This is a genomic window from Siphonobacter sp. SORGH_AS_0500 (assembly GCF_002838835.1).
GTDB lineage: Bacteria > Bacteroidota > Bacteroidia > Cytophagales > Spirosomataceae > Siphonobacter.
This window is the reverse complement of record NZ_NHPP01000008.1, coordinates 246,137-258,163: the sequence shown is the minus strand read 5'-3', so window position 1 is coordinate 258,163 and position 12,027 is coordinate 246,137. Positions and strand designations below refer to the sequence as shown.

Sequence of the window (12,027 nt, the reverse complement as noted above, 5' to 3'; positions counted from 1 at the left end):
GATTCGCTTAACCTTATTCATATCATAAACCAACCCTGTTTCCCAAGTAAAACTTAAAACCTACCACTGGCAGCAAAACCCCGTCCTTTCCAGTAATAGAAAAGCTGGCATAGACAGATCATAAATTCCTTTATTCAAAAAACAAGGCTGACCAATTGATTTGGTCAGCCTTGTTTTTTAGAGTTATATCTGATATTTAGTTACTCGCTGATAATACCTCAGCCAGTTTATCGCCCAGAGCCTTACCGCGAATATTCTTAGCGATAATTTTACCCTGAGGATCTAAGAGATAGTTCTGAGGGATGGCCTGAATACCGTATAATTTTGCCGCTTCATTGTTCCAGAACTGAAGATCCGACACGTGCGTCCAGGTTAGGTTATCTTTATGGATGGCCTTCAGCCAGGCTTCTTTCGCTCCAGGCTGATCCAGTGAAACACCGAGAACGGTGAAGTTTTTATCTTTATACTTCTGGAAATTTTCTACTACATTCGGATTCTCGCGACGGCAGGGACCGCACCAGCTTGCCCAGAAGTCCAGTAATACATACTTCCCTTTAAAATCAGCCAGAGAAATCAGACGGCCTGTCGTATCTGCCTGCGTAAAAGCCGGAGCTACGGCACCAATCGCCGTCGCCTTCATAGTTTCCAGCTTTTTGGCGTAAGCCTTACCTGCTTCCGTATTTTTTACTTCGGGAGCAAGCGTTCTGAATAAAGGCTCTACGTCTGCATATTCAGGCACGGAACCGCCCACATCCTGCAAAGCGTCCAGACTAACTATACTTTTCGGATTCGCTTTAATAAATTGAGCGTTAACTGCTTTCTGCTCTTCCTGAATGGCTTCGTAACGCTTATCAATCGCTTCTTCAAACTCCTTTGACTGGCGTTGTTCTGGCGTCGCTTTCTGATAATCAGCCATCAATGCAGCCATTTTCTCACTCGAAGCCTTCAAAGATGCTTTCAGTTTTTCGTTTTCGGTATTAACCGCCGGGCCTTTCACGCTCGCATGCACCGCCGAATCAGGACTTTGCACATTAATCGTTCCAGGTTCCAGGTATAAGTACACAATATGATCCCGACCCACTTGACGCAGGCCTTTGTTTTTCGCATCCACGAAGACCATAGCTTTCTGAGGATTTGCCACCGAACCCTTAAATTCAAAGACTCCATTTTTAATCACGGCTGTATCCAACTGCGATTTGGAATCCTTCACATAACGTAAATAAGCCTTGGCAGGAGCATTCAGTTGTCCCATTTTGCCTTTTAGCGTATAAGCACCACTTTGAGCCCAGCTCAAAGCGGGCAGGCACATCAGGGCCATTATGACCGTTTTTTTCATCATAAGTTAAGTTTATCGATGATTTTCAAAATCACTTTGAATTGGTGAGGTAAATATAGGCATTTCGCTAGGGTATGATTCATTTCTGGGATAAAACCCTTTGCTTGCCATGCTTTTATAAAATTGAATTTGGTGTATTTGGCAAATATCAAAACTTTATAAATCATTATCACAGGGATTTTTGCCTCGTTCATCGTCACTCTTTTATAACCTGATGCTTTTCTATTTTTTTCTATGAAATTTTTATATATCTGGTTAAGCTTCAGTTGTTTTTCGGCCTGGGCTCAGCAAAAATCGCCTGTACAATACGTCAATCCGCTGATTGGCTCGGCTCCCAGCACTACCCTTTCCGCCCAGCGACACAGCGAGGCCGGAAGCGAATTGAAAGGGCAGATCTCTCCCGCCATCGGTCATCCTCACGGTATGACTAGCTGGACGCCTCAAACCCGTCGCACCGAAACAAAATGTATCGCTCCCTATTACTATACCGATACTAAAATCAATGGTTTTCGTGGCTCGCACTGGCTTAATGGCTCTTGTGTGCAGGATTACGGTACGGTAACCCTGATGCCTTTCTCGGGCCAAGCTACCACACGGCCTGAATCCAGTTATTCTCATAATCATGAAATCGTTACTCCTTCGTTTTACTCCATCAACTTACCTGATTATCAAATCCAGACGGAGATAACGGCAACGCCACGGGCTGGAATTCTTCGATTCAAGTTTCAGAATGAAGATACCCACTTCGTTTTGATCGAACCGAATAGTGACGAAGGGGAAGGATTTATTGAAATTCACCCCGAACGTCGGGAAATTGTAGGATACAACCCCGTTCATCGCATTTATCAGGGCTGGGGTGAATCGGCGGGCTTCAGGGGTTACTTCGTCATTCAGTTTGATACCGATTTTGAAGCTTTTGGCACTTGGCAGAATACGGTCATTCAAATGAACCAAACAAAAGTAAAAGCCCACCTCAGAGAAGAAGCGGTCGGTGCTCTGATTCAGTTTGCGTCTCACGCTCCAACGCAGGTAACCGCCCGCGTTGGAACTTCTTTCACCGACCTGGAAGGAGCGTATCGAAATCTGAAGGCTGAAATTCCCGACTGGAATTTCAAAAAAGTACAGGAATCTTCCGAAGAAGCCTGGAATCGGGAATTAGGGAAAGTACAGTTGAAAGGAACAGAGGAAAATAAAAGTCTTTTTTACACCGCCCTATATCACACGAAAATTACGCCCCGCCTCTACTCGGACGTGGACGGACGTTACCCCGGCTTTGCGGACGACTCGACCATTCATACAGCCAAAGGATTCGATTACTACTGCGATTTTAGCATGTGGGATACCTTCCGGGCGGGCTTACCCTTGCACGTATTACTTGAGCCCAAACGCTCGGCAGACTTGATGCAGTCGTTCACGCATATGGCGGAACAAGGCGGCTGGATGCCCATTTTCCCCTGTTGGAACCATTACACTGCCGCCATGACCGGCGATCACGTTACCTCCGCCATTGCTGATGCTTACGTAAAAGGGATTCGAGATTTTGACGTTCAAAAGGCTTATAGCTATCTGAGAAAGAATGCTTTTGAAGTCAATCGGGATGTGAAGAGTTATGAGTCAGGGAAGGGCCGCCGGGGCATGGAAAGTTATCTGAAATACAACTATATTCCGCTGGAAGATTCCGTTTGGCAGGCCTTCCACAAGCGTGAGCAAACCTCCCGCACACTAGAGTACGCTTATGATGATTTTTGCCTGGCACAACTGGCTAAAGCTTTGCATAAAACCGAAGATTATCAGGCATTAATGAAACGAGCTCTAAACTACCAGAACGTAATTGATCCGAAAACGGGCTGGGCTCGCGGTCGTTATGCCGATGGTCGCTGGAGTGAAAAATTTGATCCTTTCGCTATTCGGGTGAGTTTCATTACTGAAGGTTCACCCGCTCAGTATACCTGGTTTGTACCGCAGGATATGAACGGATTACTCAAACAAATCGGCGGTCGTGAACGATTCGTCGCCAAACTTGATAGCATGTTTGAAAAGGGTTATTACTGGCACGGGAACGAACCGGGTAACCACACCGCCTACCTCTACGCGTGGGCAGGAGAGCCGTACAAAACTCAAAAATGGGTACGCCAACTGGTAAGTGAAGAATACGGACGCGGCCCCGGCGGATTATCAGGAAACGAAGATGGGGGACAAATGTCGGCTTGGCTGGCTTTTAGCATGCTAGGCTTTTACCCCGCCAGTCCCGGTCGCCCGGAATACGTAATCGGTAGTCCGAGCTTTACGGAAGCTTCGATTGATGTAGGCAAAGGCAAAAATTTTACGGTAAAAGCGATAGGTAACTCAACGAAGAACATATACATCCAGTCGGCGAAACTGAACGGTAAGCCTTCCAGAAGACCTTCCTTACACACAATCAGGTGTTGGCTGGCGGTATACTGGAATTAGTAATGGGTGCTACACCTAATAAAAACTGGGGAAGCTCGGCTGAGAACCGACCCAGCTCTATTACCTCTAATTAATACTAACTTCAAATCCGTCAAGAGATGCCACGAATGGCATAAGCGACGTAGAATTTTCTGACGATCTGACTTAAGGCTTTAATCGTTGGTAAGTCCGAAGCTTCCGAAACATCCACCACACCCCGATCTTTGGTTAAAATGCGGATGGGTTGACGGCTGGACAAATAGGCTGAATTAGTCGTTTCTCCCTGCACTACTAAATAGGGTAACTCCTCTTCAGTAACTCCGGGCAGAGCTAACACCCGTTTTCGAAAATCTTCCATCACTTCCTCCGAAGGAGCCGAATCAAAAAAGCGAATTTTGTAAAGTTTACGATCCAGTAACATCGTTGATAAATGGGACAACAAACGATCGGCGTGAACCGTCCATTGCTTAATACAGGCCCAGATGTCGTAATCGTCCAGTCGGGTAAAGGCCTTGATGTATTGCGGATGCGTTTGAAAGTCCTGCAAGCTGGGTTCGTTATATAAAAACGTCTCTAAAGCAGGCGTCGCATAAACCGTTTGACCTTCATGGACCAACTCACGAGCCCGACGAATGAGCTGAATCAACATCGTTTCTGCACAAATGGACGTTTTGTGCAGGTAAACCTGCCAGTACATCAGTCGACGAGCCGTCAGGAAATTTTCAATGGAATAGACCCCTTTTTGCTCTACAACCAACTGGTTATCCACTACATCAAGCAGCTTTACAATGCGTTCTGAGCCAATACTTCCTTCTGTTACTCCGGTAAAAAAGCAATCACGATTGAGGTAGTCCAGTCGGTCAATATCCAACTGACTGGAAATGAGGTCATAAAAAAAGCGACGTTCGTACTGACCCGAAAACATTCGAATCGCCAGGTCAAGAGCCCCGTTGAATTCCTGATTTAGTTCATTCATCAACAATAGTGAAATTCGCTCGTGCGAGACATGATGCAATAACGTATGTTCCAGCACGTGCGAAAACGGCCCATGACCAATGTCATGCAAAAGGATCGCGATTTGAACCGCTTCGCATTCCTGATCCGAAATCAGATGACCTTTACTTTTAAGTGTGCTAATCGCTTCACCCATCAGGTGCATGGCTCCCAGAGCGTGGTGAAAGCGGGTATGAAGAGCTCCGGGGTAGACTAATTCAGCCATTCCCAATTGTTTGATTCGCCGAAGGCGTTGAAAGTAAGGATGTTCAATCAGGTCGAAGATCAAATGACCAGGAATGGTAATGAAGCCATAGACCGGATCGTTAAGTACTTTTTTCTTATTCATAATGAGGGGCTGCCGCCTCGATAAAACGAAAGTAGGAACGCATAAAAATACGTTCCTACTCATTATTACCAAGATTATCTTTGGATTAATTGCCACCACCGGGACGTCTATCCCGCATACGATTTCTTTGCTCTTCGCGAATCTTCTCGTACTTCGTCCACTGCTCGGTAGTTAAAACGGGTTTCAGTTTAGCTTCGTAGTTTTCCTGTAACTCCCGCATTTTCTGACGATCGGGACGAGCACCGTTCGCCCGCATTTCCTGCATTTGCTTCATCCGGTCGTCGCTCAAAGCTTTTACTTTCTCTGCCTGTTCGGTAGACAAATTCAGTTCTTTGATTAGCTGTTCCGTTTGGCGTTGAGCCCGATCTTCCGGCGAGCGTCCCTGATCATTTTGAGCAAAAGTCAACGTAGTGGACAACAAGCCCGCAACGAAGAAAGCAATAAGTTTTTTCATGACTGTTTTTGTTAACGTTCAGGGCCTTGGAAACAAAAAAGAAGCAAAAGGTTTAATCAGCCATTGCAAAAGGCTTTAAAAAAGTGTAAACTTGCGGTTCATTTGGCGATCTAGTGTCAAATCGGGCCCTTAGCTCAGGGGTTAGAGCAGTTGACTCATAATCAATTGGTCGTAGGTTCGAAACCTACAGGGCCCACTCTCATAATCAGGCACTTAGCATTCGTTTGCTAGGTGCTTTTTTGTTAATCTAACCAGCAAACTCACCAGCATTTTAAAGGATGAAGTACTTTGAGGCTATTTCTGAAGAGGCCTGGAAGCTTTGAATTTTTGCTAAAATGTACCGAAGAAGTACCGACAAAACTGACAAAAGCCGCTTTAGACAGCGGCTTAGCAATAAAGGTCTGACAGATGAGATGTTATTATTCCTTAATATCTCCCTTTTGAGTAAAGTTCATAGTGTCCAAAATAACTGGTTCAATCCCAGCATTCAATGTAATTGTTCCCACAAAGGCTCTCAAAAAAGGATAAGCAATTGCAGGAGCATTGACTTTAGGGAAATAAGACTCTTTGAATTCTTGGGTTATATCCTCGTCACAGGTAAAGATTGATTGATAAACAATATCAATCGTTACTGTAGGAGCCTGAATAGATAAATCGAATAGAACACTAAAAAGTCTCTGGTTTTCAGCATGATAGACAGGCTCATGATTTACATTAAAGCTACGTGTATCTCTTGCCTCCGGTGCCCTTTCCAAAGTCATTGTAATTAACTCATTATGATCAAGCTTTATATTCATAGTTCACCAAATGCTTAGTATAGGACGGCAATTAAATAAAAAAGCGGCAACAGGTTGTGTTACCGCTTCAAAACTATTTAAATCAGACTTAAAAACTTGACAACTTACACTTCGAAAATCGTTTTCCTCAATGTCACCTATCTCACATCCCCACCTTGTCAAATTATCGATGACCTCCTGAGGCGTTACATCTCTAAAGTAAGTGTCAATGGCTTCTTTCACATCAGAAAGTTTCATTGGCTACCTCCCCTGACTCTACTACACACATAGAATCAGCGTTTATATTGTTGTTTGGTTCAAAAACGGCACAAATTGTAACATTAGGCTGACGGAACGCTGTGCCTAGAATACGTTCTGCTGCAAACTTAAATGGAAAATCTGCTTTAACAACATCTAATCTAAAAATACCTTCATCACGAACGTCGTTGATGATAGCTCCTTCAGTCGCTTTTTTGCTACCTCTGAGCTCTTTACTCATTTGAGCTAGCTTCTTAACATACTGCTCTTGCAAATAATTCATTACTTGTCTTCCTTCAAGTGTGGTCAAATCCAGCAAGTACTCTTCCTCTACCGTGATTATAGCTTTTATAACTGAATATCTGCTGTATCTATTTCTTTTACCAAGCTTATCCCAAGCAGTAACTACCGCCCATTGAATAGCTCTCTGCACAGGGTCAGATATACCTTCTACAAAAAAATATGTACCATCACCTAGCCACTCGTCAGGGCCCTCACTTATGTTAAAATGATTAGTTAGTATATTACCTACGTTTGCTTCATTCGTGCCGTGGTATCCTTCAAATTCAACAATAGCCATATTTCTAACCCATGTATCACAGTCATTATTATGCTGCTGATCTACAATTAGTGCTATATCAAGTTAATTAAAAGCTTAATATTACTACGTATAGGATTATTTAACAACTAAGTTTCGACGTCTTCCTTATAAAAAAGAAGCCCGAATATTGTCGAGCTTGATCGATAGCTGTTCGACCTGATGTCAAAGACCTTCACTTTTAGGTGAACCGCCTCATAATCAGAGGCATCAATTTTGATGAGCCCCTAATTCTCAATCTTGTCCTGAACGGCCTTAGGAAGCTCTTAAAAGAAGTCTAGGCCCGTCGTTCGTTTTAACTCATGTACGGTTACCGTCCATCGTCTCCAGCCCATGCCGGCTACATACTGCGAGTTAGGCATATTGACCGCAATCACCTCTACCTTTTCCGTGGCTACCTAGGAAAGGTCATTATCACCTTCCGGCATAATGAGCATCACCTTCCAACAGCGATTGGGTACACTCACCTTCCCACTGGCAATACTGCTAGCCGAGCCGTTTGATCCTTTACTCCCTTCGCCGTATCCACCCGCGTAGATATAAGCCTCGGAGCCGAGCTTTACCTTCGTTCGGCAATACTCTTCTAGATCACTCCAGATGCCTCGGTTGAGACTTGGAGCCTGCGGAATCATATTAGTCATGACAAACGTAGCCGAGTTGTCGCTTTCGGTGGCCGTACGATCATCCGAAGGGCACAAGTGCCCGCGGTCGAAGCCACTGTTGTTGTAATCGGTGGGTTTGATCATCGTAAAGTTACGCGGCAAGTCCTCATCGGGCCGGAAGTCTTCCTGGCGATCAACTGAACCCAAATCACTGCTTTGCAAAGGCCAGCCTACCCAGCGAGCACTGCCTTTCAGGGGTTGATAGGAAAGTACGTATTGAGGCTTGATCAGCAGATACTACGAGCCGTCAGCTGAGGCGTTCCCCATCGCTAGTGAAGGATAACTGCGTAGAGAGGTTAGACGAGGGATTAGAAGGGTTAACTACTACTTTGCGTCCATAGGAGACTATAAGCAACGGGATGGCTAAAACAATAGGCAGGATACTAGATATATATGTGGGTAATAATGGCACAGACATATGAATCAATCGTTTATGCTACTAATATAATATAACAGGCATCAATTACACCTAGTGAAATCTTTGTTTAATACAAATAAGACATCATAATGACTTTGGCCCATGCACTCGGGTATACCGACGAAACATCAAAAAATATCAAAATCCCTTGACATTTGATAAAAAATATTTATTTTATAAATTATCTAAAAAAACCATCATATGATAGACATATGATGGTTTTTTTAAAGGCATCTAGGGATTTTAACGAATTTGAAAACAAAAAAAATAAAATGATATTTATGTGCCCATCAACTAAGAGAGGGCATTAAATATAATATAATGGCACTAAAAAAAATAGAGCTAATAGAAGAAAAGTACAATACAGGCCCAGTCAGGAAGTTTGTTGTTTTAGACGGTCTAGTTCACTCGGAAATAGATTTAGGCATTCTGAATACATTCAAATTAAAACGTCCAGTTGGAAGATTTGATCTAACATACGAAGTTGATATGACGTTTGTGCACGGATTACATCTAATCAATTTCTTTGCAAAAGGCGGTTCCCTTCGTAAAGAATTATTTGTTAAGAGTTATTGGATAGGCGCGAATGAAGTAAGCAAAAGCTTCATAGAAAAAAGTGTTAGACTTCAAAGGCAATACGATTATGGGTTTGGCAATATTACCCAAGGGCCAAACCCGCTTATTCCTAACAGTGTCCCATTCATATACACTTATACGTCTTCACATGTAAAGGATGATGAGTCGGCTGGTTTGATACAAGCAATTGATAACTTTGCTATTGACCTAGTACTTAACATATTCAATTCCGAAGAAGTGACTGAGTAACTACAAATACCCCATCGATATGATGGGGTATTTGTTTTAAGCAGCTGCTTGCCGTTTGCCCAAGGCTATGTAATCCTGAGCATCGACATCATGAATTTCCTCAGCTAACTTGTTCAATAGCTCAACTAGGGCTATAAATGAGCTGGCTGCATCGTAGCGTTCCTCCTCTCCTAGTTGGTGAAAAGGTATTGAGATAGCGTAATGAGCAAACATTTGACTTAAGTGACTCTGCAATTCACGAATCACTGTTCGGGTAATAAAGCCTTCAGCGATTTGATAGACCTTATGCTGTTTTTGAGATACGTTTTCCATAGATGTAAGTAGTTGTAGAGTTGAAAAGATCAGCCTCCCAGAAAAATTCCAAAAGGCCGAGTAATGGATTAGTATACATCAATGCAGATGAGGTCTTTGAGACGCTGTTTCTGCTCCGCAAACACTCGATCCTGCACCTTCTGAGCCATCTCATCATAGAGAGATGACATAAAATATACATAGGATGTGCCTTGCAGATCTGGTTGGGTTTCCATCTCTAACCATACATGATTTCCCCCTTCGATATTATAAGGTACTTCGCAGAAGATAGGCAGATGAAGCTTGAAATCATGAAAGCAGGCAATATCGGCTCGTTTCTTCTCATCCAGGATTTCACTCACCTCTTTGTATCCTTCATGCTCAGAACCAAAATAATGGGTATGGCTTTCAAAGTAGGTATCGGCTTCCTTTGACAGCATCCATTCCCGCTTGAAGACGCTTAAATCAGAATAAATTGGATGAGGCGTTAAATGACCTACCACCCAAACTGCCTCTTCGCCTTCACCAGCCGTCAGGTGAATCATTCGCTGCTGGTGGTGGAACTCTACCCGGGGTACTCCCTTTTGAAAGATCTCTGAGTCTTTGTACTTCTCATAGAACTCGGCTGGAAGACTGATGTGACCAGATAACTCTACGGCCTGAGTGATGCGAAGCTCAGAAGTAGAGAAAGAGCCTGAGACGGGCGATACAGGCATGGATGAGCCGTTTACTTTTGATTGATTTTTCATGTGAATAGTGAGGAATTAGAAGCATTTAGGACATAGCTCGCCCAGATCACTAGCGGGTAGTGATGAAGAGAAAAGCCTGAGAATGCAAGGATTTAAATTTAAACGGAATTCACTATACGTTATTTGGATTATGCGGGTCTTCAATCTGCCGAGCTATGGTGTCAATCAGGTCCATGACGGCTAGGTGATACTCGGCAGCATGCTGTCTTTCGTCATCTTCCAGATTTGCGTAGAGGGTAGAAGCGGCATACCAGGTATGAGCCCGGTTGAGGTGTTTTCGCAAAGATGGAAAATCATAATCTTCCCGCATGTTTTTAGCACTTTCAAAAATGATCTGGGCAGCCATAGAGTGTTCGGCTGAAATAGAGGCGTTTTGCTTTGCCATGGTGGTTTGGAATTTTAAAAGTCGAAATTGCTCATTTCTTTAATAACCCGCTCTTTGGTAATGTTGCGATAGGTTTTTAGCTCTTTAGTTGATTTATGGCCCAACATGGCGGCTGTGGTCTCATCCGAACGTAGGAACTCATTCTGCATCCGCATAGCAAAGGTCTTTCGACCTGTATGAAACCAGATTCTTCTATTGACACCAATTTGGGCCATAGCGACTTTGAGCATGCAGTTAACTTCTTTGTTGGATCGTAATGGGAGTTTAGAGACTCCGCCATATTTGACAATGATAGCTTGAGCTACTTTTGACAGTGGAACGAAATACTTCGTATCTGTTTTCTCACGTGCCCCTTGTAAGTACAATCTACCCCCTACCTCAACTACGTTGGATTCATTCAAAAGCTTCATATCTACGTAGGCTAACCCGGTATTGCACGCAAACAGGTAACAATCAACGGTCTCTTGGAGGCGTTTAGGAAACACCGTTGTCGTCAGTAGCGTAAGCTCTGCTTCAGAGAGGTGTTCCAAATTAGGTGTTTTGTCTACCTTGACTTTGTAGTTGTCCAGCGGGTTAATGTCAATATGTCCATTTTCCCAACACCAAATCACGAAGGTCTTTATGAACTGCTGGCACTTCTGGGCGTAGACTTTTTTAGCGTTACGTTTGAGTAGCATGTAATTAATAAAACGCTCCATAATGACCCTGTTTATCTCCTCGACCAGAAGCTTAGTCTTCTTTTCTTCCTCTAGGAAGTATTTTACTAAAGCTAGCTTCTCCTTGCGGGTCTTATGGGTACTAATTGCGTGATCCCCTTTCTGACTCATCTGTTCTGACCATTCTAGGTATTTATCCAGTAGTGTAAATACGTCCGTTTGACGAGCGGAAGCAGGACGCAGAGCCTTCTTTAACTGCTCCGGGGTGACCCGTTCCTGACGGGATTCGGCATACAGAATTACGGACCTTACCTGACTTTCCAAAGAATCAAGCTTGGCATTATCCATCATCGAAATGGTATCCGATAGTCGGATCCGGCGTCTTTGGATATCCCAGTTATCTAATGATACCCGAATGCCCGTTGAGCCAATATTAATACGATTGCCATTTAAAGTCGCTTTGGCATAAATAATGGGCAGACCTTGTTCAGAAATGCCTTCAGTACGCAGATGGTAGGCGAAATGAAATTTGTTGATCATGATGGTATGTGGTTTTTGTTTAGACAATAGAATTCTTGCAATCAGATATTTGTCCGGCTGTGTAAAAGATACTTAATTGTGATTTTTGGAAGGAAGTTTAGTTAATCATGACTCCTGTGTTTTAGAAGAAGAGGTACAATAAAAACAGCGGTGTTCCCCTTGCCGCTGTCTAAGTCCAATAACGGGCTTGCATCAACCATAACAGGAGATGCACGGCAGGTAGAACACCGCTGCGTATAGACACAGAAATGACTATCAGGCACAAATGTAAGCCCTACAACTATATGTTGGGCATTGCTACCCGCTA

At 43.6% G+C, this 12,027-nt stretch carries 12 protein-coding genes and 1 tRNA gene; 3 read left to right on the top strand and 10 right to left on the bottom strand.

What is annotated here, in order from left to right; translation table 11 throughout:
* Positions 1 to 196 precede the first annotated feature (196 nt).
* Positions 197 to 1,339 (bottom strand): TlpA disulfide reductase family protein, encoded by a 1,143-nt coding sequence (locus tag BWI96_RS11980; protein WP_232793693.1) that lies wholly within the window; start codon positions 1,337 to 1,339, stop codon positions 197 to 199.
* 231 nt (positions 1,340 to 1,570) lie between these two features.
* Between BWI96_RS11980 and BWI96_RS11970 the strand changes: the two genes are divergently transcribed.
* Positions 1,571 to 3,787: a GH92 family glycosyl hydrolase gene (locus BWI96_RS11970; RefSeq protein ID WP_232793692.1), complete on the top strand. Its 2,217-nt coding sequence runs from the start codon at positions 1,571 to 1,573 to the stop codon at positions 3,785 to 3,787.
* Between the two features lie 91 nt (positions 3,788 to 3,878).
* Here the strand turns inward: BWI96_RS11970 and BWI96_RS11965 are convergent, their stop codons facing one another.
* A complete protein-coding gene (locus tag BWI96_RS11965; RefSeq protein ID WP_106636862.1) occupies positions 3,879 to 5,108 on the bottom strand; it encodes an HD domain-containing protein in 1,230 nt (409 codons plus the stop codon).
* Positions 5,109 to 5,193: 85 nt separating this feature from the next.
* On the bottom strand, positions 5,194 to 5,562 hold the full coding sequence (locus BWI96_RS11960; protein WP_106636861.1) for a periplasmic heavy metal sensor: 369 nt from the start codon (positions 5,560 to 5,562) through the stop codon (positions 5,194 to 5,196).
* 123 nt (positions 5,563 to 5,685) lie between these two features.
* Here BWI96_RS11960 and BWI96_RS11955 point away from each other — a divergent pair.
* Positions 5,686 to 5,758, top strand: a tRNA-Ile gene (locus tag BWI96_RS11955).
* Positions 5,759 to 5,981: 223 nt separating this feature from the next.
* On the opposite strand, the gene BWI96_RS11950 is transcribed toward BWI96_RS11955, so the two are convergent.
* The 3 genes from BWI96_RS11950 to BWI96_RS11935 form a co-directional block, all read right to left on the bottom strand.
* Positions 5,982 to 6,359 carry a protein-export chaperone SecB gene (locus tag BWI96_RS11950; RefSeq protein WP_106636860.1) on the bottom strand — a complete coding sequence of 126 codons (378 nt, stop codon included), beginning with the start codon at positions 6,357 to 6,359 and terminating at the stop codon, positions 5,982 to 5,984.
* A 223-nt stretch (positions 6,360 to 6,582) separates the two neighbouring features.
* Positions 6,583 to 7,176, bottom strand: coding sequence for a hypothetical protein (locus tag BWI96_RS11940; RefSeq protein ID WP_106636858.1), 594 nt, complete (start codon positions 7,174 to 7,176; stop codon positions 6,583 to 6,585).
* Between the two features lie 416 nt (positions 7,177 to 7,592).
* Complete coding sequence (locus tag BWI96_RS11935; protein ID WP_369804149.1) at positions 7,593 to 8,084, bottom strand: DNA/RNA non-specific endonuclease; 492 nt, start codon at positions 8,082 to 8,084, stop codon at positions 7,593 to 7,595.
* 511 nt (positions 8,085 to 8,595) lie between these two features.
* Here BWI96_RS11935 and BWI96_RS11930 point away from each other — a divergent pair.
* Entirely contained in the window at positions 8,596 to 9,099 is a 504-nt protein-coding gene (locus BWI96_RS11930; protein ID WP_106636856.1) for a hypothetical protein, read from the top strand.
* 36 nt (positions 9,100 to 9,135) lie between these two features.
* Here the strand turns inward: BWI96_RS11930 and BWI96_RS11925 are convergent, their stop codons facing one another.
* The 4 genes from BWI96_RS11925 to BWI96_RS11910 form a co-directional block, all read right to left on the bottom strand.
* Complete coding sequence (locus BWI96_RS11925) at positions 9,136 to 9,411, bottom strand: hypothetical protein (protein ID WP_106636855.1); 276 nt, start codon at positions 9,409 to 9,411, stop codon at positions 9,136 to 9,138.
* A 68-nt stretch (positions 9,412 to 9,479) separates the two neighbouring features.
* Positions 9,480 to 10,139 carry a hypothetical protein gene (locus tag BWI96_RS11920; RefSeq protein WP_157830333.1) on the bottom strand — a complete coding sequence of 220 codons (660 nt, stop codon included), beginning with the start codon at positions 10,137 to 10,139 and terminating at the stop codon, positions 9,480 to 9,482.
* Between the two features lie 112 nt (positions 10,140 to 10,251).
* Complete coding sequence (locus BWI96_RS11915) at positions 10,252 to 10,524, bottom strand: hypothetical protein (protein WP_106636853.1); 273 nt, start codon at positions 10,522 to 10,524, stop codon at positions 10,252 to 10,254.
* Positions 10,525 to 10,538: 14 nt separating this feature from the next.
* Positions 10,539 to 11,720 (bottom strand): site-specific integrase, encoded by a 1,182-nt coding sequence (locus tag BWI96_RS11910; protein ID WP_106636852.1) that lies wholly within the window; start codon positions 11,718 to 11,720, stop codon positions 10,539 to 10,541.
* Positions 11,721 to 12,027: the final 307 nt, after the last annotated feature.